20 protein-coding genes and 1 tRNA gene are annotated in these 25,643 nt (G+C 72.0%); 6 read left to right on the top strand and 15 right to left on the bottom strand.

Annotated elements, in window-relative coordinates; translation table 11 throughout:
* Positions 1 to 41 precede the first annotated feature (41 nt).
* The 6 genes from ABD093_RS01655 to ABD093_RS01630 are packed head-to-tail and all read right to left on the bottom strand — an operon-like array spanning position 42 to position 7,007.
* Positions 42 to 632, bottom strand: a complete 591-nt coding sequence (locus tag ABD093_RS01655; RefSeq protein WP_193118894.1) for a cation:proton antiporter — start codon at positions 630 to 632, stop codon at positions 42 to 44.
* Positions 629 to 1,279, bottom strand: a complete 651-nt coding sequence (locus ABD093_RS01650; protein ID WP_343922037.1) for an MrpF/PhaF family protein — start codon at positions 1,277 to 1,279, stop codon at positions 629 to 631. Before ABD093_RS01650 ends, ABD093_RS01655 begins: the two co-directional genes overlap by 4 nt.
* A complete protein-coding gene (locus ABD093_RS01645; protein ID WP_343922036.1) occupies positions 1,276 to 1,812 on the bottom strand; it encodes a Na+/H+ antiporter subunit E in 537 nt (178 codons plus the stop codon). Before ABD093_RS01645 ends, ABD093_RS01650 begins: the two co-directional genes overlap by 4 nt.
* The gene (locus tag ABD093_RS01640) at positions 1,809 to 3,371 is read right to left on the bottom strand and encodes a Na+/H+ antiporter subunit D (RefSeq protein WP_343922035.1); all 1,563 of its coding nucleotides are present in this window, start codon (positions 3,369 to 3,371) and stop codon (positions 1,809 to 1,811) included. The genes ABD093_RS01645 and ABD093_RS01640 overlap by 4 nt, the downstream gene beginning before the upstream one ends.
* Positions 3,368 to 4,093, bottom strand: a complete 726-nt coding sequence (locus tag ABD093_RS01635) for a Na(+)/H(+) antiporter subunit C (protein ID WP_343922034.1) — start codon at positions 4,091 to 4,093, stop codon at positions 3,368 to 3,370. Before ABD093_RS01635 ends, ABD093_RS01640 begins: the two co-directional genes overlap by 4 nt.
* The gene (locus tag ABD093_RS01630) at positions 4,083 to 7,007 is read right to left on the bottom strand and encodes a Na+/H+ antiporter subunit A (RefSeq protein ID WP_343922142.1); all 2,925 of its coding nucleotides are present in this window, start codon (positions 7,005 to 7,007) and stop codon (positions 4,083 to 4,085) included. The genes ABD093_RS01635 and ABD093_RS01630 overlap by 11 nt, the downstream gene beginning before the upstream one ends.
* Positions 7,008 to 7,144: 137 nt before the next feature.
* On the opposite strand from ABD093_RS01630, the gene ABD093_RS01625 reads away from it, so the two are divergent.
* Complete coding sequence (locus tag ABD093_RS01625; protein WP_193118900.1) at positions 7,145 to 8,527, top strand: MFS transporter; 1,383 nt, start codon at positions 7,145 to 7,147, stop codon at positions 8,525 to 8,527.
* Positions 8,528 to 8,629: 102 nt separating this feature from the next.
* Here ABD093_RS01625 and ABD093_RS01620 read toward each other — a convergent pair whose 3' ends face one another.
* Both ABD093_RS01620 and dcd read right to left on the bottom strand, forming a co-directional pair.
* Positions 8,630 to 9,589: a hypothetical protein gene (locus tag ABD093_RS01620; RefSeq protein ID WP_226850789.1), complete on the bottom strand. Its 960-nt coding sequence runs from the start codon at positions 9,587 to 9,589 to the stop codon at positions 8,630 to 8,632.
* The gene (dcd, locus tag ABD093_RS01615; protein WP_193118901.1) at positions 9,589 to 10,179 is read right to left on the bottom strand and encodes a dCTP deaminase; all 591 of its coding nucleotides are present in this window, start codon (positions 10,177 to 10,179) and stop codon (positions 9,589 to 9,591) included. The genes ABD093_RS01620 and dcd overlap by 1 nt, the downstream gene beginning before the upstream one ends.
* Positions 10,180 to 10,398: 219 nt before the next feature.
* On the opposite strand from dcd, the gene ABD093_RS01610 reads away from it, so the two are divergent.
* Positions 10,399 to 10,469: transfer RNA gene (locus tag ABD093_RS01610), tRNA-Gly, on the top strand.
* Between the two features lie 266 nt (positions 10,470 to 10,735).
* Positions 10,736 to 11,311 (top strand): TetR/AcrR family transcriptional regulator, encoded by a 576-nt coding sequence (locus ABD093_RS01605; RefSeq protein WP_193118902.1) that lies wholly within the window; start codon positions 10,736 to 10,738, stop codon positions 11,309 to 11,311.
* 71 nt (positions 11,312 to 11,382) lie between these two features.
* Here ABD093_RS01605 and ABD093_RS01600 read toward each other — a convergent pair whose 3' ends face one another.
* The 7 genes from ABD093_RS01600 to ABD093_RS01570 form a co-directional block, all read right to left on the bottom strand.
* Positions 11,383 to 13,875 (bottom strand): pyrophosphatase, encoded by a 2,493-nt coding sequence (locus ABD093_RS01600; RefSeq protein ID WP_343922033.1) that lies wholly within the window; start codon positions 13,873 to 13,875, stop codon positions 11,383 to 11,385.
* Between the two features lie 44 nt (positions 13,876 to 13,919).
* Positions 13,920 to 15,863 carry a thioredoxin-like domain-containing protein gene (locus tag ABD093_RS01595; RefSeq protein ID WP_193118996.1) on the bottom strand — a complete coding sequence of 648 codons (1,944 nt, stop codon included), beginning with the start codon at positions 15,861 to 15,863 and terminating at the stop codon, positions 13,920 to 13,922.
* Between the two features lie 175 nt (positions 15,864 to 16,038).
* Positions 16,039 to 16,731, bottom strand: coding sequence for an HAD family hydrolase (locus ABD093_RS01590; RefSeq protein ID WP_193118995.1), 693 nt, complete (start codon positions 16,729 to 16,731; stop codon positions 16,039 to 16,041).
* On the bottom strand, positions 16,728 to 17,432 hold the full coding sequence (locus ABD093_RS01585; protein ID WP_343922032.1) for an HAD family hydrolase: 705 nt from the start codon (positions 17,430 to 17,432) through the stop codon (positions 16,728 to 16,730). The genes ABD093_RS01590 and ABD093_RS01585 overlap by 4 nt, the downstream gene beginning before the upstream one ends.
* A 64-nt stretch (positions 17,433 to 17,496) precedes the next feature.
* Entirely contained in the window at positions 17,497 to 18,792 is a 1,296-nt protein-coding gene (locus ABD093_RS01580; RefSeq protein WP_193118993.1) for an O-acetylhomoserine aminocarboxypropyltransferase/cysteine synthase family protein, read from the bottom strand.
* A 143-nt stretch (positions 18,793 to 18,935) separates the two neighbouring features.
* Entirely contained in the window at positions 18,936 to 20,654 is a 1,719-nt protein-coding gene (locus ABD093_RS01575) for an ABC-F family ATP-binding cassette domain-containing protein (protein ID WP_343922031.1), read from the bottom strand.
* 125 nt (positions 20,655 to 20,779) lie between these two features.
* A complete protein-coding gene (locus ABD093_RS01570) occupies positions 20,780 to 21,754 on the bottom strand; it encodes an N-acetylmuramic acid 6-phosphate etherase (RefSeq protein WP_343922030.1) in 975 nt (324 codons plus the stop codon).
* A 322-nt stretch (positions 21,755 to 22,076) separates the two neighbouring features.
* On the opposite strand from ABD093_RS01570, the gene ABD093_RS01565 reads away from it, so the two are divergent.
* The 3 genes from ABD093_RS01565 (at position 22,077) to ABD093_RS01555 (ending at position 25,630) form a co-directional block, all read left to right on the top strand.
* Entirely contained in the window at positions 22,077 to 23,066 is a 990-nt protein-coding gene (locus tag ABD093_RS01565) for an N-acetylglucosamine kinase (RefSeq protein WP_193118990.1), read from the top strand.
* Positions 23,067 to 23,248: 182 nt separating this feature from the next.
* Entirely contained in the window at positions 23,249 to 24,034 is a 786-nt protein-coding gene (locus tag ABD093_RS01560) for a DUF1345 domain-containing protein (RefSeq protein WP_193118989.1), read from the top strand.
* Between the two features lie 171 nt (positions 24,035 to 24,205).
* On the top strand, positions 24,206 to 25,630 hold the full coding sequence (locus ABD093_RS01555) for a flavin-containing monooxygenase (RefSeq protein ID WP_193118988.1): 1,425 nt from the start codon (positions 24,206 to 24,208) through the stop codon (positions 25,628 to 25,630).
* The last annotated feature ends 13 nt before the right edge of the window (positions 25,631 to 25,643 follow it).

The raw sequence follows: 25,643 nt of genomic DNA, 5'->3' as shown, positions 1-25,643 counted from the left end.
AGATCCACCCTGCCTGGGTGTGTGCCGTGCCCGGGAGGCGGTCAGTGCCGGGGGTCGCGCTCGGCGACCTCCTCGGCCTCCCGCTCGGTCTCGTCCTCGAGGTCGACGTCGATGACGTCGTCGTCGTCGATGTCCTCGGCGCCGGTCTCCGGCTTCTCCCAGTTGCGATCGGTGATCGCGCCGTCGGTCGTCGCCACGATGTTCTCGGGGAACTGGTCCTCGCGGTCGGAGGCCATGCCCTCATGGTCATCGCCCTCGTCGTCGATGAAGCCGTCCTCGTCGTCGTCATCGTCCGTCGGGGTGGCGAGGCGGTCGCTCAGCTCGTCGATCGCATAGTCGCCCCCGCGCACGAAGCCGCGACGGAAGGCGGCACGGCCCACCATCACGCTCGCCACCGGGATCGTGATCATCTGGGCGAGGAGCACCACGAGCAGCAGCCCCGCCAGCGCCCAGGAGCCGACCACGAGGCTCACCCCGGCGAAGACGAAGATCAGGCCCAGCACCTGCGGCTTGGACGCGGCGTGGATGCGCATCAGCACGCCGTCGAAGCGGTTCAGACCCACGGCTGCCAGCACGGCCAGCAGCATCCCGGCGCCGATCAGCACGGCGGCGATGATCTCGATGGCGGTCATCGCGTCTCCTCCGTCGTGCCCGTCGAGTCCGACGAGCTGGTCGAGCTGGTCGAGCTGGTCGAGCTGGTCGAGTCCGACGAGCCTGGAGCATCGGTCACCTCGTCGTCGTGCGCCTCGACCTCGAAACCGCGGGAGCCCGCCTCGGCCCCGAACCCACGCTCGAAGTGGTCGGAGTGCCCGGCGCCGTCGGCCCCGTCGACCCCGACAATCCCCTCCGAGCTCCCGGCACCCTCGGAGATCGCCTGCTCAGCACCGATCACCGCGACCGGTTCTGTGTGAGCAGGAGCGTGCTCCTCGCCGCGGTGATCGACATGGATGGCATCCAGGGGGCCCGTGCTGGTGCTGGACTCCTGACGGTGTCGTCGCAGCTGCGGCGTGCGCGGCTCCTCACGGCCCACGAAGCGCGCGAAGGTGACGGTGCCGATGAAGGCGAGCCCGGTGAGCGCGAGCATCGCGGGCCCCGCCCAGGAGGCCTTCGCGGACGCCGTGTAGAGGGCCATCGCGATCACGACCAGCACCACCAACGAGTCCGTGGAGACTGCGCGGTCCAGGATCGTGGGACCCACGACCATGCGATAGACGACGGTCAGCGCCGTCAGCGCGAGGACCGCGCCGTAGATGACGAGGATGATGTCGAAGGTGCTCATCGCAGACCAGCCTCCTCGAGCACCTCGCGGCGGCCGAACGCCCACAGCAGGCGCTCCTCCTGCTCGCGGACGGTGCGTCGCGCCTTCTCGGCTTCCTCGGGGGTGCCGGTGCCGATGGTGTGCAGGAACAGCGTGCCGGTGGCGCGCTGGGCCTCGACCACCACGGAGCCGGGGATCAGCGTGCACAGCACACCGGTGAAGCTGAGGAAGAAGTCGGAGCGCGATGCCATGGTCACGGCGATCACGGAGCTGGGCGGCTGCGGGGCGGGGCGGATCGAGTACCAGCCCACCTCGATCGCGGATTCGCACAGGTCGTACAGGAAGCGCACCAGGAAGAGCAGGAAGCGCACCGGGCGGATCGTGAGCTCATGGCCCAGCGGCGGCATCGGGAACAGCACGAAGACGAGCAGCGCCGCCGCGAGTCCGCCCAGCAGGTTCTTCAGATCCAGCCCGCCCCACAGCAGGCACCACAGAGCGACCGACACCAGGATCCAGATCCAGGAGCGGGTCAGTTCGGCGAATCGGCGCTTCATCGGTCCTCCACCCTCTGCCCGTCCTCGCTGATCTTGTACACCAGGGCGTCCGCGGCATCGTCCCCGAGCACCGAGCTGACGTAGGGGACCCGCTCCAGCACCGAGGCGGCCGCCTCGTTCGAGTAGGTCATGATCGGTCCCGCGAGCACGGTCAGCAGCAGCGAGAAGCCGATCATCGCGGCGGTCGCGCCCGTCATCACCTTCGGGATCCGGACGTCGCGCTGCACGATCTCCTCGCTGGGCTCCTGCCAGAAGGCACGGTTCCAGATCTTCGCGATCGCGTAGAGCGTCAGCAGGCTGGTCAGCACGCTGATGGCGATGAGGATCCAGCCCGCGGCCAGGTTGTACTGGATGCCGGCCTCGATCAGGCCCACCTTGCCGATGAAGCCCGAGAACGGCGGGATGCCGGCGAGGTTCATGGCGGGGATGAAGAAGAGGATCGCGATGAGGGGGGCGAGCTTCGCGAGGCCGCCGAGCTTGATGAGGTTCGTGGTCCCGCCGCGGGTCTCGATCAGACCCGCGCCGAGGAACAGCGTCGACTGCACGGTGATGTGGTGGGCGACGTAGTAGATGGTCGCGCCCATCCCCAGCTGGGTGCTCATGCCGATGCCGAACAGCATGTAGCCCATGTGCGAGACCAGGGTGAAGGACAGCACTCGCTTGAGGTCCGTCTGCGCGACGGCTCCGAGGATGCCGATGAACAGGCTCAGTCCCGCCGCCGCCAGCAGCAGGTTCTGGATCTGCGAGGCCGGGAACAGCAGCGTCTCCAAGCGGAGGATCGCGTAGATGCCCACCTTGGTCAGCAGGCCCGCGAACACGGCGGTCACCGGAGCCGGGGCGGTCGGGTAGGAGTCCGGCAGCCAGGCGCTCAGCGGGAAGATCGCGGCCTTGATCGCGAAGGCGACCAGCAGCATCAGCTCGAGCATCATCCGCGTGCCGGGCTCGAGCCCGTCCAGGCGCACCGCCAGCTCGGCGAGGTTCACGGTGCCGGTGGCCGCGTAGACGGCGGCGATGGCCGACAGGAAGATGATCGAGCTGAGCAGCGAGACGATCACGTACATCGTCGCGGCGCGGATCCGGCTGGCGGAGCCGCCGAGGGTGAGCAGCACATAGCTCGCCGCGAGCAGCACCTCGAAGCCGACGTAGAGGTTGAACAGGTCCCCGGCGAGGAAGGCCATGGACACCCCGGCCACCAGCGCCAGATAGGTGGGGTGGTAGATCGCCAGCGGGGTGCGCCCGGTCTGCTCGCTCACCGCCTGCGCGCTGGAGTACACCAGCACGGCGAGGGTGACGAAGCTGGAGACCACGAGCATCAGGGCGGTGAGCCGGTCGGCGACCAGCACGATGCCCAGCTGCGGCGTCCAGTTGCCGATCTGGAGGACGAGCACGCCCGCCTGGGTGACGTAATAGCCCATCGCCAGCGCGACGGTGAGGATCGCGACGAGCGTGAGGATCGTCAGCCACAGCTGCACGCGTGCGTGGTGGCGCAGCAGCAGGGTCACCGCGGCGCCGCCCAGGGGGAGCATCACCGGCAGGGCGAGGAGGAGCTCGATGCTCATGCGTCCCCCCGTTCGTCGGGCCGTTCGTCGGTGTGCTCTGAGTCGGGATCGAGGTCGGGGTCGGCATCGGTGGCCGGTCCCGCTCCGGGCGCCCGGGCCGCACCGCCGTCGTCGACCCGGTCCCGGGCACTCCCCCGGTCCGGGCCCTGATCGCGTGCGCGGCGCCGGAACGTCGGCCGCGGGGCGGGCTCCTGGCCCTCGTCGGCCTCGGTGGCGTCCTGCGGGACGTCCTCGGCGCTCGTGAGGTCGGAGCCGAGCTGGTCGTCGGCAGGGGCGAAGCCCTGGGAGTGCAGGAGCGCGCCGCGTCGCGACTCCTCCGAGAGGGCCTGCGACCAGGGCAGCTTCTCGGCATCTTCCGAGCGGCGGCGCCGACGACGCAGCACGCGCCGGTCCTCGACGTCGTCGGGGACCTCGTCGTGCCCGAACAGCTGCCAGGCACGGTAGGCCAGCGCCATGCCGAAGGCGGTGATGCCCAGCGAGATGACGATCGCCGTGAGCACCATCGCGAAGGGCAGCGGATCGGTCATCTCGCCCGGTTCAGCGGTGCCCTCGAACGGAGGCTTCCCGGGCGGGCCGGCGGCGACGATGAACAGGAGGTTCACCCCGTTGCCGAGCAGCACGAAGCCGAGGATCACCCGGGTCAGGGTGCGTTCGAGCACGAGGTACACGCCGCAGGCGATGAGCACCCCGGCGGTCAGGAGGAGGGCGAGGCTAACGGACATCGGACTCCATCTCCTGCTGCTGGTCGATCTGGGACCCGAGGGACCGCAGGAAGTCGAGGAGGACGCCGACGACGACGAGATAGACGCCCGTGTCGAACAGCAGCGCGCTGGGGAAGTGGAGCTCCCCGAGCAGCGGCACGTGCACGATCGGTGTGGCCGTGGCGAACACCGTCCCGCCGAAGAGCACCGGCAGCACGCCCGCGGCGACGGCGATCGCCATCCCGGAGCCCAGCACGAAGCCGGCCTGCACGGGGGCCGCCTCGGAGAGCTCGTAGCGCCCGCCGGCGAGATAGCGCAGCGCGAGGGCGAGACCCGCGACCAGGCCGCCTGCGAAGCCGCCGCCGGGGAGGTTGTGCCCGGCCATCAGCAGGTACAGCGAGAACATCATCATCAGCGGGAAGGCGATCCGCGTGGTGACCTCGAGGATCACCATCCGGCGCTCGGGGGCGAGGGTCAGCCCGGCCGAGAGCCAGGTGCGCCACCGGTTGCCGCCGGCGACGTCGTCGGGCCGCGCATCGAAGTCGAGGGCGTTCTGCGGCAGCGCGGAATCGGCGCGGCGGCGCCAGATCGAGGTGCGCAGGTCCAGGTCCCGCACCCGGGAGATCGACTGCTCACGACGGGTCACGAAGATCAGCGAGGCCACGCCCGTGGCGACCACCAGCAGCACCGAGATCTCGCCCATCGTGTCCCACACGCGGGCGTCGACCAGGGCGACGTTGACGACGTTGTGGCCGCCGCCGATCGTGTAGGCGGTCTCGATGAGCCCCGGGCCGAGCGGGTCGAGGTAGCGGGCGTCGGCCGCATACAGCGCCGCGCCGCACAGGACCACGGCCGTGCTGATCGCGATCGCCCAGCGGCCCCAGGCACCGATCCGCAGCGGCCGGCGGGAGAAGTGCGTGGGCAGGCGGCGCAGCACGAGGACCAGCACCACGGTCATCGCGGTCTCGACGAGGACCTGGGTGGTCGCGACGTCCGGGGCGCCGGCGACGAGGAACAGCACCGCGACCGCATAGCCGGTGACCGAGATGAGGAAGACCGCGCGCAGACGGCGCCGGGACCGGGCGGCGCCGAGCGCCGCGAGGGCGGCGACCGGGAGCATGATGAGCTCGACCGGATGGTGGAAGAGCACCAGGTTGTCCGGCAGCGGGGACTGCGAGATGGCGATCGGGGCCACGAGGGCGATCAGCACCAGCAGCATCGTGCCCAGGGTGTACGGCAGGGAACCGCGCTGGAACAACGGGGTCACGGCGACGGAGGCGGCGTCGATACTGCGCATCAGGCGGCGGAAGCCGCGCTCCGCATCGATCCGGTCCAGGACCTCCTCGCCGGCCCACGTCTGCGGGGAGACCTGCTTCTGGAGCACCGCGAACGGCCTCGCGAGCAGGCACAGCACGACACCGAGGCCGAGCGCGACGACGGAGGCCAGCAGGGGCACGCCCAGGTGCGGGATCACGACGAGATGGATGCCCTGGCCGGTCTCGGGCAGCTGCGCCGAGAAGCCCCGCAGAACCTTCTCGAGCGGGCCGAGGAGCAGAGGGAAGGCCACGGAGAACACGGCCACCACTGCCGGCGGCAGCCAGAACAGCACCGGGATCCGCGGCGCATCGACCGCGGGCGCGCCCGGAGCGGCTCCGAAGGCACCGTGGACGAAGCGCCAGGAGTAGGCGACGGTGAGGATCGACCCCGCGACGAGCGCGGCCAGCAGGAGACGGTGCCAGGGCGCGCCCTCCCAGAGCGCCGTGAACAGCGCCTCCTTCGCGACGAAGCCGAACAGCGGCGGCACGGCGGCCATCGACGCGGCCGAGATGGTGCCGATCAGCGCGACGACCGGCGCGACCTTCCACACCCCCGACAGCACCCGCAGGTCACGGGTGCCGAACTTCTTGTCGATGATGCCCACGACCATGAACAGCGGCGCCTTGAACACGGCGTGGGCGATCAGCATGGCCAGCCCCGCCAGCAGGGCGTCATGGGTGGCGAGCCCGGCCACCGCGGAGAGGAAGCCCAGCTGGGAGACCGTCCCGTAGGCCAGCAGGAGCTTGATGTCCGTCTGCCGCAGCGCTCGCCATCCGCCCAGCAGCATCGTCGCCGCGCCGAACACGGCGATGACGATGCTGATCGCCTCGAGGTGGGTGAGCGCCGGGCCGAATCGCAGGATCAGGTACACGCCGCCCTTCACCATCGCCGCCGCATGGAGGTAGGCGGAGACGGGGGTGGGCGCCGCCATCGCACCGGGCAGCCAGAAGTGCGTCGGCACGAGAGCGGACTTCGTCATCGCCCCGGCGAGGATGAGCAGCACGGCGATCACGAGGTACGGGCCGGCGTCGACCCACATCGGGGAGACCAGGATCTGCGACATCCGCAGCGACCCGGCCTCCGCACCGATCATCAGGAGCCCCACCAGCATCGCCAATCCCCCGGCCGTGGTGGAGATCAGGGCGTTCATCGCCGCACGGCGCGAGGCCTGCCGGTCCTGATAGTGCCCGATCAGCAGGTACGAGAAGACGGTGGTGAGCTCCCAGAAGGTGTAGAGCACCATGACGTCGTCGGAGAGCACCAGGCCGATCATCGCGCCGGCGAAGGCTGTCAGCACACCGGCGAAGCGACCCAGGCCGGGCTCGGTGTCCTGGAAGTAGCGCGCGCAGTACATCAGCACGATCGCCCCGATGCCCGTCGCGATCATCGCCATCACCCAGCTCAGCGGGTCCAGGCGGAAGGCGAGCTCGATGCCGAAGGCGGGGATCCAGGGGACGGAGACGTCGAGGGGGCTGTGCGCGAGGGCGACGGGGTCCAGCGTCGCGAGCCACACGGTGGAGGCCGCGGGGACCGCCGCCAGGACGAAGAAGGCGTTGCGCCCCATCAGCCGCACCAGGACCGGCCCTGCGAGCGCGGCCACCAGATGGGCGAGGAGCATCGTGTACACGCAGTCTCCGTCCATCGACAGCAGGGGAAGGGGCCTCGACCATTCTACGGGAGAGCGGCTGTGCTTTTCTGAGGCCCTTCTCCCACTTCACGTGCCGACCTGGGCTCCGCGCTCCGTACAGTGAGCCCATGGCCACCACCCCGGAACCGGGAGACCGCATCGTCCCGGACCCCGCACCGAGATCCCGTCGTCGCCCCGTCGTCTCGTTCGCCCTGTGGGACGGGGGCATGAGCGCCTTCAGCTCCGTGATCCTCACCTTCGTCTTCGCCACCTATGTCGCGAGCGCCGTCGCCTCCGAGGGCGCCGTCGGAGAGGAGGCGATCAAGGCCGCACAGGACCACGGCTCCCAGGTGCTGACCACCTGGCAGTCGATCGGCGCCGTCGCGATCGCCCTGCTCGCCCCCCTGCTGGGCAACCTCGCCGACCGCGGCGGGGTCCGCAACACCCTGCTGCGCGTGACGACCCTGGCCACCGTGCTGGTGGTCGCCCTGATGCCCCTGGTCGCGCTCGACGCGGACGATCTCGTGCTGGGAGCCGCCCTGATCGCCCTCGCCGTCGTGTTCAGCGAGCTGGCCGGAGTGTTCGTGAACTCGGTGCTGCCCGAGGTCTCGACCCCGGAGAACCGCGGCCGGATCTCCGGCACGGCCTGGGCGGTCGGCTACTGGGGCTCGATCGTGTGCCTGGGCGCGGTGCTGGTGCTGTTCGTGATGCCCGGCACCGGGCTGCTCGGGATCACGGGGGACGATGGTTGGAACTTCCGGGCGATCCCCCTGTTCGTGGCGCTGTGGATCCTGCTGGGCACCCTCCCGCTGATGATCTGGGCGCCCAAGCATCCCGCGACGGCCCCCGCGCAGCGGTGGACCCCGCTGCAGGGGTACGCCAGCATCGTGCGCCGCGTGATCAGGGCCTTCCGCGAAGAGCCGGTCATGCTCCAGTACCTCGTCGCGTCGGCGATCTACCGCGACGGCCTCGGAGCGGTGTTCTCCATCGCGGGAGTGCTCGCCGCGAACGCCTACGGCTTCTCCACCGTCGAGATCATCATCTTCGGGATCGCCGCGAACCTCGTCGCCGGGATCGGCGTCTTCCTCGGAGGGCGGGCCGACGACCGCATGGGCACCCGGTGGCTGATCATCGTCGGCTGTCTCGGGATCATCGTGCTGGGGCTCGTCGTCCTCGCGTTCGGATCGGCTCTCGTGTTCTGGATCGCCGGGCTCGCGATCTGCCTCTTCGTCGGCCCCGTGCAGTCCGCCTCCAGGAACCTGCTCACGCGCCTCTCGGAGCCCGGCCGCGAGACCGAGAACTTCGGCCTCTACGCCACCACGGGCAGAGCGCTCGGCTTCCTGGGCACGGCGGCCTTCGCCGTGACGGTGGCGATCTCCCAGGACACCCGCACCGGGATCCTCGGCATCGTCATCGTGATCGCGCTGGGTCTGCTGGCGTTCCTGCCGATCAAGCTCGGCGCGGCCGGTGCCGCGCCCGCAAAGGTCACGAGGGCCGCAGACGCCGGCTGACGCCGGATCGGGCGGGAGCGGCAGGATCACGCGCGATCAGCAGTATCACGCGCTATCAGCAGGATCAGGCGCGATCAGCAGGATCAGGCGCGATCAGCAGGATCAGGCGAGATCGGCGGGATCCACGAGGAAGCCCTCGAGATCCACGACATACCCGCCGACGGTCTCGGTGAGCAGCCCTGCGATCAGTCCGATGCGACGGTAGGCGTGCGACCAGCGCGCGGCGGTCTCCGCATCCGGACTCTCGAGGTCGAGCTCCGCCTCATCAGCCGGGAGGTGCACGAGCTCGTAGTCGACGGCGGAGTCCGTCCAGCCGAGCGCGCTGAGCGCGGGATGCCTCGTGCTGCGCCCCACCCGGACATGGATCGCGTCGCCCTCGACCGACGAGCCCGGCGTGGTCAGCGGGATGGTGACGCTGTAGCCGGTCCGCACGACCTCCGATGGCACCCGGTCCAGCTCGGCTTCGGGCTCGAGCGGTGCGATCAGCTGGGCGAAGGCCTCCGGGGCCAGCGCATGAGGGCTGACGACGATCAGGTCGCGGACATGGAACGGGTGCGGCTCGAGGCGGGCCCCGCCGTCGGTGACCACGGCCCCGTAGAGGCGACGGCTCAGCGACCAGACCAGATCCAGGGCGCGCCGTTCCGCCGCGAACGGGAGTCCCTCCGGGAAGGCCTTCCCGTACCCATGGGAGTCCCCGAGACCCTCAGGGAGGGGATCCTCGCGCACCCGCGGGGTCTCGATGGTCCAGCGACCGGCGCCGCGGGGCGACGGATCGGGCACCAGACGGGTGTCGTCACCGATCTCGATCGTCCCGTCCTCCCCCAGCACGGCCTGCGGGCGCACATTGCGCACCATGGCGAGCACGTCCGCCGCGGCGGTGCCCCGGGGCAGCTGGAGCCGATGCTCGGTCCGAGCTCCCTCCGCGCCGGAACCGGCCGAGGTCTCGTCGACGTCGTGGCCCTCCACGGCGTCGACGCCGTCCGCGCCGGCGCTGGCGCTGGCGCTGGCCGAGTCGGTCGTGCCGGTGCCGTTCCTGTCGGCGTCCTCCGCGATGTCTCTCATCAGTCCTCCTGGACGGGGATCACGGTGCGATGGAAGTTCTGCGCGGAGCGCGAGGGCGTGGGGCCGCGCTGACCGAGGTAGCGGTTGAGGTTGCCCGCGCTGCCGTAGGGACGGTCCGAGGCGCTGGAGAGCTGGAAGAAGCACAGCTGCCCGATCTTCATCCCGGGCCACAGCGCGACCGGGAGGGTCGCCATGTTCGACAGCTCGAGCGTGATGTGGCCCTGGAAGCCGGGGTCGATGAACCCGGCGGTGGAGTGGGTGAGCAGGCCGAGGCGGCCCAGGGAGCTCTTGCCCTCCAGCCGCGCGGCGACGTCGTCCGGCAGGGTGATCTGCTCGTAGGTCGACGCGAGCACGAACTCCCCCGGGTGGAGCATGTACGGCTCCTCCGGGTCGACGGCGACCTCGCGGGTCAGATCCGCCTGCTCCATCGCCGGGTCGATCATCGCGTGCTTGTGGTTGTCGAAGAGTCGGAAATACCGATCGATCCTCACATCCACCGACGCAGGCTGGATCATCTCGTCATCGAAAGGATCCAGGCGCACTCGCCCGGCCTCGATCTGGCCTCGGATGTCATGGTCGCTCAGCAGCACATCGCACAGCCTATCCGCCCGCCACCGGGGGCGGCGCTGCTTCCCACCGCCGCTCCCGCTCCCGCTGCGGCCCCAGCGCCCCTCCAGCCCGTCCGACCCCGCACCTCGCCCCGCCCTCCGGACCCGGTTCGCGGAGCACCGCCACCTCAGGTATGCTGATCTGCGTTCGCTCGACGATGGCCGATCCTCCGGGACGGTGCACTGGTCGGGAGGCATTTCGCGGGTGTAGTTCAATGGTAGAACTTCAGCTTCCCAAGCTGATAGCGCGGGTTCGATTCCCGTCACCCGCTCGATCAGGACCGTCGGCCATCGGCCGGCGGTCCTTTCCGTCGATCGCGGTCATCCCTGTCCGTCACGGACCTCTGCGTCGACCGCGGTCCACGCTTCCGACCCCCTGCCGAGCCGTGCCTGTCCGCGTCGATCCGTGCCTGCCCGCGTCCATCCGCCGGTCGCCGCCTCGCCTCCCGAGGCGTTTCGGGGCGATGCACCTCCGGGAGGAACGCCCTCCCCCTCCGGCCGGTACGCACAGGCTTCTGTCGAAGTGTAAGAATGCGTCATGCCCAAGATCATCGGAGCCTCCCTCGAGGAGCACCGCGAACGCACGCGCGACAAGATCTTCGCCGCGCTCGCGGAGCTGCTGGAGACCCAGGACTTCGAGTCCGTCACGTTCTCGAAGATCGCCACGGCGGCGGACGTCGGCCGCACCGCGATGTACAACCACTTCCCGGACCGCGAGACCCTCCTGGTCGAGTACGCGCTCCACGAGACCTCCGACTACATCGCCCAGCTGCGGGCCGGCGTGAGCGACTCCGCCTCACCGCGGGAGGCCGCGCGCGCCTATGTGCGCACGCAGCTCGAGCTGAACGTCTCGTTCCACATGCCGCAGTCGATGGGCAAGGCCTCGCTCACCGACAGCGCCGCCGCGCGCATGCGCGAGCATGTCCTGCTGATCGAGGACGTTCTGCGCACGATCGTGCGGGACGGCGTGGTCAGCGGCGACTTCGCCGCTGACCTCGACATCGACGCGACCGTGCGGGTGGTCAACTCCCTGCTGGTGGGCTCGACCGCGCGCCGGTTCTCGGCGTCCGCGCTCGAGGATTTCGTGCTGCGGGGCCTCGGAGCCCAGGCCTGACCCTTCCCCCGGCCCATCACGAGCCAGGAGCCAGGAACCAGGAACCAGGAACCAGGAACCAGGAACCAGGATCAGCCCTCGGAGTCGCGCCCCGAGTCCTTCTCGGCCGCCGCCCGGCGTGCGCCGCGCTTGGACCTGGCGGACTTGCGCGCCGGGACCGTGACCTGCCGGGAGGACTCGCCCTCGGACTCCCAGTCCATGGCGTCCAGGGTGTCCTCCGGGCCCTCCTCGGCGCGGGCGAACAGCGGCTTGGAGATCTCCCCCTCGCCATCTTCGAGGTCGACCTCTGTGGCGGTCGCGGAGACCACCCAGCAGGTCAGCGCGATCACCAGGGCGACCACGGCGATCCCCCAGCGCAGGAAGACGTTGGTCCCGTCCGTGGCCATGCCGACCACGGAGCTCACGACGAGCGCGGCGAGGAGCGAGGTGACCAGCACCAGCGGCAGCGCCACGGACCCGATCGCGGCTCGCAGCGTCCCGGTGAGCACGGCGCCGCCCAGCGCGCCGGAGTGGCCCCAGGAGCCCGGGCCGCCGTAGCGTCCCTGGCCGATGACCGTGGAGGCGTTCGCGAGGGTCGAGCCGGCGCCGAGGGTCCAGAGACCGAGTGCGGCAGCGCTCAGCACCACGCCGACCACGAGGCCCGGGAGGGCTGCGGGGCCCAGTCCGAACCCGGCGACGAGCGGCATCAGCACGACGACCACGAGGGCCGGCAGCACGGCGCGGCGCACCATCTCGGGCAGATCGTCCAGGTTCACGCCGCTGCGCTTCTCGAGCATCGCGGCGCGGGTCTCGACCACGGCCTCGGCTCCGAGCCGGCGCGCGCCGTCCAGCAGGCACGAGGTCACCAGCAGCACGGTGAGCACGCCCAGTCCCACGCCGGCCAGCACGGGCAGCGAGGCGGGGCTGAGGGCATGGAGCGCCCGGTCCTCCCAGACCGTCGTCGCACGGGCGGCGGTCTGCAGCGCGTTGACCACGGGCCACAGCGCCGCGAGGGCGGTCAGGACGCCGGCGAGCAGCATCGCCGCCCGGGGGCCGGTCGCCGCTCCGGACGCGGCATCGCGGAGCCCGCGCTCGATGCCGGGGCGGTCCACCAGGCTGGGTGCCATCAGCGACCCGGCGTAGGCCACGGCCACCACGAGGGCGCCGAGGCCGGCCTGGGCCAGCAGGGCGAGGGCCAGGGTGGGGACCCCGGCGCTGAGCACGGAGATCACGCCGGCGATGACGATCACCAGGGCGAGCGCGCCCGCTGCGATCAGCGCGGTCGAGCCGAGAGCGGAGGTCACGCCGAGGGCGCCACCGGTACGGCTGGTGCGGGCGGCCCGCAGCACGGTCCCGCCCGTGCGGTGACCGGTGCGGTCCAGCAGCAGCACCGCGGCCAGAGCGGCCAGGACGCCGAGGCCCAGGGACGCGGCCACGACGGTGCTCGGGGACACGGTGTACAGGGTGAGCACGTCGAGGAAGGCGCTCGCGTCACGGGTCTCGTCCGTGGTCTCGATCCACTGGCCCATGTCCGCCACGGCCTGCTCGATCTGCGGCTCCAGCTGCGCGCGCGGGAGCGGTTCGGGGCCGGCCACGGCCGGGTCCGTGAAGTTCTCCATGCCGACCTGGGCGAAGCGCAGCTCCTTGTAGGCCGACGGGAGCCACAGCGCTGCCGCGACGACCATGCCGACGCCGCCGAGCACGGCCGGGACGAGACCGCCCAGGCGCAGCGCTCCGCGTTCGTGTCCGGCGCTGCCCAGGTGCGGGACCACGGCGACGACGCCGGCGGCGAGCATCGCGACGCCGAGCGCGAGCAGGACCACCAGGATGCCCTCGCCGGCCAGCACGGGGACTCCCAGCAGGATGCCCAGCGCCGCGGCGGCGGAGGTCAGGGCGACGAGGTCGGCGCTCAGCCCCGCCCCGCGCCGGAACATCCGAGAGGCCCGCAGGTGGGGCATGCCGAGGTTGTCCTCGTCATCGGCGCCGATCTCGTGCTCGTCGGTGCCGACCAGGACGGTCGCGGCGGCGGCCGCCGTGTCCAGCGGCGCCGAGGTCACGCGGATCGCGAGCGCCGAGATCGCGGCGCCGGCGGCCAGGGCCAGGAGGGCCGAGGAGCCGGAGGCGTGCAGGAACCACACGACGAGGACGATCGGGAGGATCGCGACCGCGAGCGCGCCGGTGACGGCGAGAGCCCCCAGACGCGAGATCAGCGCGGGCCGCCGCTCCGTGTCGAGCCCGAGGGCGGAGAGCTGCACGGCCAGTCCGCGCCAGGCGGCGAAGGGACCCAGCAGCAGCCCCACCAGCATCATCGCCGAGCGCAGGATGCGGTCGTCGGTCGATCCGGGTACCAGGTACAGCAGCACCAGAGCGGGCAGACCCACCCACAGGATGAGGGAGCCGGCAGCCGTCAGCTGCCTCCCGAGGCTGCGGCCGAGGCCGTCGTCCATCTCGGGTGCGTCCTCGTCGCGGCGCAGGCGGCTGGGGACGACGGCGCCGGCGACCAGCGCGGCGACGGCGAGGACGCCGAGCACCAGGAGGGTCACGGCGATGTCGTCGCCCAGGGGGAATTCGGTGATCAGGTCCACAGGTCAGCTTCCGACGTCGGGGCTCAGCGGGGTCAGCGGTCGACTCAGGCGAGCAGGGACAGGTCCAGATGGGTCGGGGCGCCGTCGACGACACGGATCGGCACGCCCCAGTCCTGCTGGTGCATATGGCAGGCCGGGAACTCCACGGCCGGATCCGCATCGCAGGAGGCGGCGCGCGCGTTCACGTGCAGGACGCCCTCGGAGTAGGCGGGGTCCAGCTCGAGCGTGCGCTCGAGGTCGGTGCCCACTCCGCTGCCGGCGGTGAGCATGGCCGACGGGGTGGTCGAGACCGTCACCTGGGTCGACGGGCCCAGGGAGTTGTCGAGCTTGTGGCCCTCGGGAGGGGTGAACAGGACGCGCACGGTGAGGGGGCCGGGGCCGACCTCCGTGACCGGCCGCTCGGAGCGCAGCGCGCCCTTGTCCAGGACACGCTCGGCGGCCTTGGCGACCGGCACCCAGGTGACGCGATGCGCCCCCGACTCCACGACGATCAGCTGGCCGATGCCGTCGACCGGCGGGCCGACGATCGCCGCGGAGGGCTCGTCGAGATCGGTCGCGACCGTGACGACGGTGACCTCGGCGGTCACCTCGGGGTCCTGGAGGTCATGCTCCTCGATGATCCGGATCGCGCCGTTGTACGTGTCGGCCACGGCGATCCTGCCGTCGGGCAGGGCGGTGACCGCGAGGGGGTGCTGGAGCCGGGCGACGCCGTCGGGCCCGGCGGGGCCGTCGACGTGGCCGAAGTCGAACAGGCCCTGGCCCACGAGGGTGCCCACCTGCATGGTGTGGGGATCCAGGATGCGCACGGCAGAGGTCTCGGAGTCGGCCACGGCGATCCGCCCGTCGGGCAGCTCGTCCAGACCCGAGGGCTGCGCCCACCAGGAGGTGACGGCCGGGCCGTCGACCAGGCCTTCCTGGGTGGTGCCCGCGAGCACGAGGAGCGCGCCGGTGACGGGGTCGTAGGTCCACAGCTGGTGGATGCCGGCCATCGCGATCACGGCCCGGTTCAGGACGTGGGACCAGGTGAGGTCCCACGGGGTGGAGAGCGCGTAGTCGCGGGCATCGCCCTCGCCCCGGGGCAGGGGCTCGCCCTGCATCCACTGGGCTCCGCTGCCGGCCACGGTGAACACCTCGGTCGCCGTGCGGGAGCGCAGCAGGCGATCCTGGCCCACCTTCACCCCGCGCAGGAGGTGGTTGGCTGTATCGGCCACCAGCAGGTCGTAGCCGACCTCGACAGCGACCTCGTGCGGGAGGGCGAGCACGCCGTTGGGTTCGGTGAACTGGGCGGTCTCGGAGTCGCCGTCGGTGTGGCCGCGGGTGCCGGTGCCGATCACCTCGTCGACCGTCTGGCCGTCGTCCTGGAAGACCACCAGACGGTGCTGACCGGCGTCGGAGACCACGAGGCGGCCATCGGGCAGCGGCGTGAGCTTCGAGGGGAACCGGAGGGTCTGCGGGGTCCGTTCGGTGAGCACCGTGGGCGCAGGACCGCGCCGCAGGGAGCTGTCCGCCTCCCCTTCGGCCACGAGCCGCTCGATCAGCTGGTCGAGGTTCGCGGCGTGCCCCTCGCCGGAGAGGTTGCCGGCGATGCGTCCGTGCGTGTCGAGCACCATCAGGGTGGGCCAGGCGCGGGCGCCGTACTCGGTCCAGGTCTCCAGCTCCGGGTCGTCGATGACCGGGTGGGTGACCTCGTAGCGCTCGATGTTCGCGGCGAGCGCGTCCGGGTCCTTCTCGAACTCGAACTTCGGGGAGTGCACCCCGATGACGACGAGCTCATCGGCCCACTTCTCCTCGAGCGGCCGCAGCTCGTCGAGGACATGCAGGCAGTTCACGCAGCAGAACGTCCAGAAGTCCAGCAGCACGATCTTGCCGCGCAGGGATTCCAGATCGAGGTCGACGCCACCGGTGTTCAGCCAGCCGCGGCCGCGCAGAGCGGATCCATGGGCTCGGGCTGTCAGCGGCGCGGAGGGGTCGTCGTGCGGAGTGGTCATGGGGTCCAGTGAACACTGCCCCGCGGCATCGAGGCCAACTCAGGTGACATGCGTGGACATCCTCGTGCGCGAGGAGCCATGACCAGCGACGACGCGGACTCCTCGGGAACAGTTCCCGCCACGGCCCTCGCCGCCCCGCGCCCGACGGGCCTTCCGGCCCCTCTCCCCTCGGCTCTCACCAGGTGGCGATCCAGGACGCCAGCTCCGGATCGGTGAGGTCCCCCAGGACCAGATCGGCCGACGGGACGGGGTGGCCGGGCGCGGGCACGGCGATCAGGCGCAGTCCGGCGTCGCGGGCGGCCTGGGCTCCGGTCCCCGAGTCCTCGAAGGCGAGGGTGCGCACCGGATCGGCGCCGAGGGCGCGGGCCGCCGCGGCATACATGTCCGGGGCCGGCTTGGCGCGCTCGACGGTGTCCGAGGCCTCGAGCACGGTGAAATGCTCGCGCAGGCCGCCCAGGACCAGCTTCTCCTCGAGGGACTCCAGCCAGGAGTTGGAGGCGCACCCCAGCGGCACCGTCGCGCCGGTCAGGCGCACGATCTCCTCGGCGCCGGGCATCAGCCGGATCCCGGTGCCGAGCTCCCGGTCGAACTCACGGCGCAGGTCCGCATCGATGGCCTGCGGGTCCTGCCCGGCCCGCGCCGCGATCAGCGCTGCGGCGTCCTCGAGCGTGGACCCGTGCAGCGCGGCCTCGTCGGCCGCGGACAGGGTCACGCCGCGGGCGCCGACGACGGTGTCCTGGGCGCGCTGCCAGACCGTCTCGGTGTCCAGCAGCAGGCCGTCGCAGTCGAAGACGACGGCCTGCGGGGTCCAGTCGCCGAAGGCCTCCGTGAAGCGGTTCGGCGCGGAGGCTGCGCTCGTCGGGCTCATCGGGTGCTCTCCCAGCCGGCGATCCAGGTGGCCAGCACCGGGTCCGCGAGGGAGTCGAGCCGGCGCGGCGCACGCGGGTCCTGGCCGGGGATCGAGGGGACCGCGATCAGCTGCAGGCCGGCGGCGAGCGCGGCCTCGGCCCCGGTCTCGGAGTCCTCGAAGCCCAGGCACTCGGAGGGCTCGGCGCCCAGCGCCCGGGCCGCGGCGAGGTACATGTCCGGGGCGGGCTTGGGGGCGTCGACGTCCTCGATCGCGATCGAGGCGTCCACGACGTCGGCGATGCCGAGGCCGACGAGCTTGACGTCGAGCAGATCCCGCGGAGAGTTCGAGGCGACGGCGACGGGCCGCACGGCGGCGATCGCCCGCAGCGTGTCCAGGGCGCCGGGGATGGGGGTCAGCTTCTCGCCGACGGTGCGTCGATGCTCCTCCACCAGCTCCTTCCCGACCTCCACGGGGTCCTTGCCCACAGCCTCCGCGATGGTGACCACCACGACCTCGGCGGCCCGACCGGTGATCGCGCGACGGGTCGCAGGATCCAGGGCGGCGCCGTGGCGGGCGAGGTACCGATCCTGGAGGGCCACCCACTGGCCCTCGGTGTCCACGAGGAGGCCGTCGCAGTCGAAGATCGCCGCGGCCGGGGTCCAGACCGGGGGCCATGCGGCGAGCGGTGAGGGCGGCAGGGTCGCGAGGTCGGAGTTCATGCCTGCCAGCCTATCGACGATGCCTGCATGCCCGCTCCGCGAGCCGTCGTCCCGCAGGCCGCGGTCAGCTCGCGGCGACGAGTCCCTGCTCGATGTCGGCGAGGATGTCGTCGATGTGCTCGATGCCGACGCTGAGGCGCACGAAGCCGGGCTCGATGCCGGCGGCGCGCTGCTCGTCCTCGGAGAGCTGGGAGTGCGTGGTCGAGGCGGGGTGGATGACGAGGCTGCGCACGTCGCCGATGTTGGCGACATGGGAGTGCAGGGTCAGCGCGTCCACGAAGCGTCGGCCGGCCTCGAGCCCGCCGGGCAGGACGAAGCCGAGCACGCTGCCCGCACCCTTGGGGAGGTACTTGTCGGCGGTCGCCTTGTACGGCGAGGAGTCCAGGGAGGCCCAGGTCACCGAGGCCACACGATCGTCGGCCTCGAGGGTGTCGGCGACGGTGCGGGCGTTGGAGAGGTGGCGCTCCATGCGCAGCGGCAGCGTCTCCAGGCCCTGCCCGATGAGGAAGGCGTTGAACGGGGAGACGGCGGGGCCCAGGTCGCGCAGCAGGTTGGTGCGGGCACGCGTCGCGAAGGCGGCGGGCAGGCCGGCGAAGACGAGACCGTTGTAGGACTCGTCGGGCTCGTTGAAGTGCGGGTACTTCTCGGCATGGGCGGCGAAGTCGAAGCTGTCGCCGTCCACGATCACACCGGCGATCGAGGTGCCGTGGCCGCCGAGGAACTTCGTGGCGGAGTGCACGACGACGTCGGCGCCGTGCTCGAGCGGGCGCAGCAGGAACGGGGTGGCGACCGTGTTGTCGACGACCAGCGGCACTCCGATCTCGTGGGCGACGTCGGCGATGGCGCGCAGATCCGGGATGTCCTGCTTGGGGTTCGGGATCGACTCGACGAAGAAGGCGCGGGTGGTCTCGTCGGCCGCCGCCCGCCAGGAGGCGGGGTCTGTGGGATCTTCCACCCACTGCGGGGTGATGCCCAGGCGGCTCAGGGTGTGCTTGAACAGGTTGTACGAGCCGCCGTACAGGCTCGGGGAGACCGCCACGGAGTCCCCGGCGCCGGCGAGGTTCAGGATCGACAGCGTGATGGCGCTCTGCCCGGAGGCGACCAGCAGGCCGGCGGCGCCGCCCTCGAGGGCCGCCACCCGGTCCTCGACCGCACCCTGGGTGGGGTTGTTGATGCGCGAGTAGATGGGGCCGGCCTCGGCGAGCGCGAAGCGGTCCGCGGCGGACTCGGCGCTCGGGAACACGAAGCTCGTGGTCTGGTGGATCGGGAGCGCACGCGATCCGGCGTCGGAGTCCGGGGTCTGGCCGGCATGGATCGTGAGGGTCTCGAACTTCTGGGGCTGCGCGGGCGTGGCAGACATGGTGGCTCCTTCGGAAGACGGGTTCGTGCCCAGCGTGGCCGATACCCGCGGTGTCGGCGAGGAACATGAACCTGTGTGACGGCGGAGGCCTGTCCTGCCGCCTCGACCGGTCAGCCGCCCGGTGCGAGCACCTCCTCGACCGGTCAGGTGCCCAGTGCGAGCACCTCTCCCTGCCAGCGGCTGCGCAGCCAGCGGTCGTGCGAGGCGATCAGCACGGTGCCGCCCCAGTCCTCGAGGGCCTTCTCGAACCGGGTCGCGGTGACCAGCGCCAGGTGGTTGGTGGGCTCGTCGAGCACGAGCAGCTCGGGCGGGTCCAGCAGCAGCGCCGCGAGCATCACGCGGCGCAGCTGCCCGCGGGAGAGCAGGTCGAGCGGTCGCGTGAGGTCCCGTGGGTGCACGAGTCCGAACAGCTCGGGCACGGCGCCGTCCTCGGGCGGCGGCTCCTCGGTGCCGGCGGCGGCCGCCCGCAGGTGGGCGCCGACGGTGCGGCCGGGCACGGCCTCGTCGTCCTGCCCCAGATGGCCGATGCGCAGGCTGCGTGGTCGGTCCACGCTGCCCGACGTCGGGTCGAGCAGTCCCGTCACCGTGTCCAGCAGGGTGGATTTCCCCGAGCCGTTGGCACCGGTGACCAGCAGCCGATCGCCTGTCGAGAGGCTGAAAGAGGTCGGGGCGAGCCGTCCCTCGACCGCGACGCGGCTCGCGGTGAGCATCACGGAGCCGGTGCCCGCTCCCCCGCCGCGGCCGCGCCCCGGAGCATCCGGCAGGTGCGTGAGGTGCAGCTCCGCCGGGGGCTTGCGCACCTGCTCCTCCTCGAGCTGCGCGAGCCGTGCCCGGGATTCCCGCAGTCGCCGCGAGACCACGGCGGCATTGCGGTCCGCATAGAACTTCTTCGAGGCCCGTGCTTCCGTGCGGGGCGCCGCACCGGCGTGTCCGACGGTCTCGGAGTCCTTCACGGCCCGGCGGAGCACGGTGAGCTCCTCCTGCTCGGTGCGGAAGCGGTGCTCCCAGCGATCACGGGCCTCGAAGCGCGCCAGCAGGTAGTCGCTGAACCCTCCCGTGTACACGCTGAGGCCGCCGATCTCGGTGCGCAGCGGGGACTCGGCGGGGTCCATGTCCAGCTGCGCCGTCGTCGCGTCGTCGAGGAAGGCGCGGTCGTGGCTGGCGATCAGCACCGGTCCGGGATGGGCGGCGATCGCTGCCGTGAGGAAGGCCGCGCCGTCGTCGTCGAGATGGTTGGTGGGCTCGTCGAGCAGCCAGGTGGTGGGGCGCGAGATGAGCAGATGCGCGAGCGCGAGACGCTCGCGCTGGCCGCCGCTGATCGACCCCAGGGCGGTGAGCGGGTCGATGCCGGCGAGGCCGAGCCCGGCCAGCACGGTCTCCGCCCGCTGGTCGGCGTTCCAGACATCGGCCAGGGTCGCCTCGGCGAGCAGCTCGTCGAAGCGACGGCTCGCCTCCGGGGTGGGATCGCCACCGCCGGCGCCGAGGGCCTCCCCCGCCTCGGCGAGCTCCCGTTCGAGACGGCGCGAGCGGTCCAGGGCGTCGGCGACGACGGCTGCCAGGGTCGCCTCGGATCCGAAGGGCAGCTCCTGGTGGAGCACGCCGAGGGGGCCGGGGGCCGATACCGCGCCGCCGTCGGGTGCGAGGTCGCCGGACAGCACGCGGAGCAGCGTGGACTTGCCGCTGCCGTTCTCGCCGAGCAGGCCGGTGGGCCGGCCGGCGGGCACCACGAGGCTCACGTCCGTGAGGACGCGGCGGTCGGGGAACGAGAAGGAGATCCCGTCGGCCCGCAGATGCAGGGCGGGGTCGCCGGTGCCGGTCGGGGCAGCGGCGAGCGCAGAGGGGTTCAGGGGTGATGAGGGCATGGATCAGCTCCGGTTCGCGAGGGCGCGTGTGGGTCAGGGGCTGATCAGAGCTTCACGGGGACGAGTGTAGGAACCGGCTCGAGCGGGAGTCCAGGGAATTACCGCGGACGTGCGGCCACCCGGTCTCAAGGCTGCTTGGCGAGCGCGGCGACGGCCGAGCGGATGCCGGCGGGGTCACCGGCGCGCCGCGGATCCCGAGGATAGTCGGCGAGGGCGGCGGCCGCGCGGTCGACGTCGGCCCCGGAGAGCAGGGCGACCAGCGCGACGCGCACGCTGCCGCCGGCGGCCTGGAGCACCCGCCCGGCCTCCTCGGCGCTGGCGCCGCTGGCCTGGACGAGGATCCGCACAGTGCGTCCCACGAGCTTCGCGTTGGTGGGACGCACATCGATCATGAGGTTCCCGTAGGTCGTGCCCAGGCGCACCATCATGGCGGTGGACAGGGCGTTCAGGGTGAGCTTCTGGGCGGTGCCGGCCTTCATGCGCGTCGAGCCCGTGACCACCTCGGGGCCCACGTCCAGCAGGATCGGGATGTCCGCGTCACCGGCGAGCTCGGCCCGAGGATTCGCGGAGATCAGCGCGGTGGGCATCCCGGCGGCCCGGGCGGCCTGCAGCGCCCCGCGCACGAACGGGGTGCGCCCGCTCGCGGCCAGGCCGATCACGACGTCGCCTGCGACGCACACCTCGTGCACGAGCGCGGCTCCTGCCTCGGCATCGTCCTCGGCTCCCTCCACGGCGGTGAGGAACGCTCCGGCGCCACCGGCGAGGTGGGCGGCGACCATCGACTCGTCCGCGTTGAAGGTGGGGGCGAGCTCGACGGCGTCCAGCACCGCGAGCCGACCCGAGGTGCCGGCGCCCAGGTAGTGCACGGTCCGCCCCGCGGCGATCGCCCCCACGCAGACCTCGACCAGCTCGGAGATCGGGCCGGCCTGCTCCTGCACCGCGCCGGCGACCGTCGCATCCTCGCCCAGGATCACGTCGACCATGCCGCGGGCGTCCAGGGAATCGAGCTCGGCGCTGGCCGGGTTGCGCTCCTCGGTGGGGGAGGACAGATCCACGAGATCGAGGGGGATGGCGGCGTCGTCGGGGCGGGGATCGGTCACGGGGGCTCCTGGGGTCGGATCGAGGTCGTCGTGGGCACCGGTCGGTGAGAGGCGGGCCGAGGAGGATCGCGCTGCAGGATCATCCGTGACCCCGGAACGACCTCGCCGCCACGGACCAGGGTAGCCAGTGATCCCCCCGGGGCCTGCCCTCCCGCGCCGAGGTGCCTCCCGGTGACTGCTCCCCGTGGTGGCTCCCGGCGCTGGTGCCCGGTGACGCCCCGCGACAGCTCCAGGTGGCGGCTCCGCGGGAGGCGCGGCCGCCTTACGATGGGGATCCGCGACGAGGGGGATCCGCGCGGAGAATCGCCGGAGGGAGACCACCATGGACGCTGAGACGACCACGTCGACGCCCGTCGTCATCGCCGGGGACATCGGGGGCACCAGCTCACGCCTGGTCCTCGCACCGCTCGTCGGAGACGCGATCGCGGAGGCGGAGGGCCCCGGCGCGAACCTGCGCTCCTCGGGAGCTGCGGCGCTGGACCATATCGCCGAGACCGTCCGCGAGGTCCTCGCATCGGGCCGACGCACGCTGGGTGAGGGCCTTGAGGTCGCGGCGGTCGCGCTGGGCATCTCCGGGGCCGGGCCGGCGCGGGCCGACGAGGTGCAGCGCGCCGTGGCCGAGCGGCTCGCGCAGCTGGGCATCGACGCCCGACGGATCCTGATCACCGACGACCTCCGCACCGCCTTCCTCACCGGGGGGGTCGGGGACGACGGCCTGCTCGTGCTCGCGGGCACGGGCGCGGTCTCCGTGCGCTTCCAGGGCCGGGAGGCGGTCGCTCGCCGCGACGGGATGGGCTGGCTGCTCGGCGACATCGGCTCCGCCGTCTGGCTGGGCCGACGCACCGTGCAGGCGGTGGCCGCCGACCTCGACAGCCGGGGACGGCGCACCCTGCTCACCGAGTCGCTCGGCGACATGCTCGACCTCGACCTCCGCGATGGGCTGCTGCCGCCCTCCCCCACCGGCGATCCCCGCCAGGACCTGATCCGCGCTCTGGACGATGTGCTGCCCTCCGGCTCCCCCGCCGCGCTGGGCCGCTTCGCACGGCTGCCCGGCGCGCTCCCCGAGGATCCTGCGGCCCGGGAGATCCTCGATACCGCCATCCGGCACGTCATGGACACCGTGCGCCACCTGGATCCCGACTGCGGCCTGCCCGTGGTGCTGGCCGGTTCCGTGCTCGCCACCGCCGGCCCGATCCACGACGAGGTGATCATCGGGCTCGAGGCCGACGGGCGCCGCTACACCACCGCGCCCACCGGCCTTCCCGGCGCCCTGCAGCTGGCGCGCGAGAAAGCCGCAGCCGTGCTGCCATGACGTCCTCCGGCGCGCCGATGAACCGCCCGCGAGCTGTGGCCCGCCCCCGCGTCCCGCGCGCGGTCGGCCTCCTGACGACGTCTCGGGTGGAACCCGCGGGGCGGGCGGAGCTCCGCCGTCGCGCCGAGGCAGCAGAGCTCCCTGGCGGGGAGCCCTCTGCCACGGAGCTGACGGCCCCGAGCTTGACCTCCCGACCATCGGCCCGTCGATCGCGGCTCGCCCGCTGGTTCCGCCGGCTGCGCAGGCCACGCCCTGTGCGCGACCGGTTCCTCTCGGAGAACCTCCGCGTCGCCGTCCCCCTGCTCCTCGCCTTCCCGGCGGGCATGCTCATCTCGCTCGTCGTCGTCCCGAGGCTGGGCGGACCCGGCCTCGGCGGCGACGACGAGAGCCTGTCCGCCCTCCTGCTGCTGCTGATCGTCGTGATCTCGCTGCACTCCCTGCTGTTCTCGGGCCTGACGTACTACGCGCTGACCGGTCAGCCGCGGGAGCGATTCGTGGGGACCGCCCGGCTGTCCCGGACGCGCAAGCAAGTGGGGCTGTACCGGTGGTCCGTCGGGCGCAGCGGGGCCAGCGGCGAGGTGCTGCAGCTCCTGCTCACCGCAGCCCTCGCCATCGGACTGCTGGTCACCCGGCCCGCAGGGGTGCCGATCCAGGTCCTGCTCGCGGTGACGGTCGCCGCCGTGATCACCGCCTGGATCGGCACCGTGATGACCTTCGCCGTCGAGTACGCCGCGGAGGACGCCCATGGCGAGGCCTTCGCGATGGCGGGCACCTCAGGACCGGATCGGACCCTTGCGGACTATGTGTACGGCGCAGTCATGATCCAGGCCTCCAGCGGCGCCTCGGATCTGGTTCCGCTGCGACCGAGTGCCCGTCGCCTCGTGCGCGACCATGTGATCCTCGCGCACGTCACCAGCACGATCATCATCACCCTGGGAGTCTCCGCGCTGCTGACCAGCTTCAGCTGAGATGCCGAGCGGGACGCGAGCGCGAGATCACGCAGGCAGGGCGTCCTGCGAAGTCCGGTCCGGTGGGAGACTGGTGACCCCTAGAATGGCCAGCGTCCGCCCGCCGCTGAGCCGGGTGTCCGGGGAACGTCCCGGGCACCGCGCGCCGCCCGACTCGGAAGGCTCTATTCGATGCCCGACCATCACGACCAGATCCCCAGCCGCGAGAAGGTGCTGATCATCGGTGCCGGTCCTGCGGGCCTTGCGGCCGCAGCGGCCCTGAAGGCGCTGGAGGTCCCCTTCGACCTGGTCGACCGTGCCAAGCACGTCGGCGGAATCTGGAACGAGGAGCGTGCGGACTCCCCGATCTGGCCCTCGATGGAGATGATCTCCTCCCGGGAGTTCACCCAGTACGAGGACATGCTGCAGCCCGTGGCCTTCCCGGAGTTCCTCAGCCCCGGGCACATGGCGAAGTACCTGCGCGCCTATGCCGCCCGCCACGAGCTGACCGCTCACTTCCGCCCCGGGATCGACGTGCGCTATGCCCGTCCGTTCGAGGACGGCGTGTGGCAGGTCGAGCTGTCCACCGGCGAGGTCCTGATCTACCGCGCGGTGGTCTCGGCGCACGGGATCGCCGAGCGGCCGCATCGCCCCGACTGGGCCGCCGACGTCCCGAAGTCCGTGCAGGTCATCCATTCCAAGGACTGGACCGGGCCCGACGGGCTCGAGGGCAAGCGGGTTCTCGTGGTCGGCTCCGGCCAATCCGCGGCGGATATCTCCGTCGACGCCGCCCGCCGCGCCCTCGAGGTGCGCTGGTCCATCCGGACCGGCCACTGGGTGGTGCCCCGCCGCATCGGCGGGGTGCCCGGAGACGTCGCCGCATCCCGTGAGCCCGCACTGCTGGGCGGCCTCAACGAGAAGATCGCCGAGGCCGTCGTGAGCCGCACCGTCGGCGCTCCGCAGGATGCCGGCCTGCCCGAGCCCGTCGCGCCCTTGCTCGAGGACTCGGTGATCATCTCCGATGATGTCCTCGCCCGCGTGCGGGAAGGGCGCATCACCCCCGCCGGCGCGGTCACCAGCGTCACCGAGGACGGCACCGTCTTCCACGACGGCCCTGCCCACCACGCCGGGCACCTGCGCTACGCCCCGAACCTGATCGTGCTCGCGACCGGCTACGAATCCGGTGCCGGCCACCTTCCCGAGGACGTCGTGCCCCGCACCGCGGGCGGTGACCTCGACCTGTTCCTGGGAGCCTTCCCCCGGGGCCGCGACGATCTTGTGGTGCTCGGTCAGCAGCGGGTCGCCGGTGGCGCCCTGCCCGTGCTGGTCGAGCAGGCCGATGTGGCCGCCTATGTGCTGGCGGCGACCCTGGAGGACAGCTCCTCGGCGTTGCGGAGGTTCCAGCAGCTGCGCGCCGGATCCGAGAGCGCCGTGCCCGTGACGGACTCCTCGGCCGGCGCCGGGGTGCTGGGTCGCCTCAGCGGCGTGTTCGGCGCGCACAAGGTGACCGCCCGCGCCACCGCCACGACGCCCGGGACCGGGGAGAAGCTGGTCCCGGCCGCGGACCGCGACACCCTCCTGGCGCGTCTGCGCTCGGTCCGGGACCTCTTCGCCTGACCTGCTCTGCAGC

The organism is Brachybacterium tyrofermentans (genome assembly GCF_039526165.1).
Classification (GTDB): domain Bacteria; phylum Actinomycetota; class Actinomycetes; order Actinomycetales; family Dermabacteraceae; genus Brachybacterium; species Brachybacterium tyrofermentans.
Note: the sequence above shows the minus strand (reverse complement) of the source record. Positions and strands in the feature narration are given on the sequence as shown.

Coding starts and splice junctions, on each gene's coding strand:
- ABD093_RS01655 (WP_193118894.1), bottom strand. CDS start 632: ATGACCGCCATCGAGATCATCGCCGCCGTGCTGATCGGCGCCGGGATG.
- ABD093_RS01650 (WP_343922037.1), bottom strand. CDS start 1,279: ATGAGCACCTTCGACATCATCCTCGTCATCTACGGCGCGGTCCTCGCG.
- ABD093_RS01645 (WP_343922036.1), bottom strand. CDS start 1,812: ATGAAGCGCCGATTCGCCGAACTGACCCGCTCCTGGATCTGGATCCTG.
- ABD093_RS01640 (WP_343922035.1), bottom strand. CDS start 3,371: ATGAGCATCGAGCTCCTCCTCGCCCTGCCGGTGATGCTCCCCCTGGGC.
- ABD093_RS01635 (WP_343922034.1), bottom strand. CDS start 4,093: ATGTCCGTTAGCCTCGCCCTCCTCCTGACCGCCGGGGTGCTCATCGCC.
- ABD093_RS01630 (WP_343922142.1), bottom strand. CDS start 7,007: ATGCTCCTCGCCCATCTGGTGGCCGCGCTCGCAGGGCCGGTCCTGGTG.
- ABD093_RS01625 (WP_193118900.1), top strand. CDS start 7,145: ATGGCCACCACCCCGGAACCGGGAGACCGCATCGTCCCGGACCCCGCA.
- ABD093_RS01620 (WP_226850789.1), bottom strand. CDS start 9,589: ATGAGAGACATCGCGGAGGACGCCGACAGGAACGGCACCGGCACGACC.
- ABD093_RS01605 (WP_193118902.1), top strand. CDS start 10,736: ATGCCCAAGATCATCGGAGCCTCCCTCGAGGAGCACCGCGAACGCACG.
- ABD093_RS01595 (WP_193118996.1), bottom strand. CDS start 15,863: ATGACCACTCCGCACGACGACCCCTCCGCGCCGCTGACAGCCCGAGCC.
- ABD093_RS01590 (WP_193118995.1), bottom strand. CDS start 16,731: ATGAGCCCGACGAGCGCAGCCTCCGCGCCGAACCGCTTCACGGAGGCC.
- ABD093_RS01585 (WP_343922032.1), bottom strand. CDS start 17,432: ATGAACTCCGACCTCGCGACCCTGCCGCCCTCACCGCTCGCCGCATGG.
- ABD093_RS01580 (WP_193118993.1), bottom strand. CDS start 18,792: ATGTCTGCCACGCCCGCGCAGCCCCAGAAGTTCGAGACCCTCACGATC.
- ABD093_RS01575 (WP_343922031.1), bottom strand. CDS start 20,654: ATGCCCTCATCACCCCTGAACCCCTCTGCGCTCGCCGCTGCCCCGACC.
- ABD093_RS01565 (WP_193118990.1), top strand. CDS start 22,077: ATGGACGCTGAGACGACCACGTCGACGCCCGTCGTCATCGCCGGGGAC.
- ABD093_RS01555 (WP_193118988.1), top strand. CDS start 24,206: ATGCCCGACCATCACGACCAGATCCCCAGCCGCGAGAAGGTGCTGATC.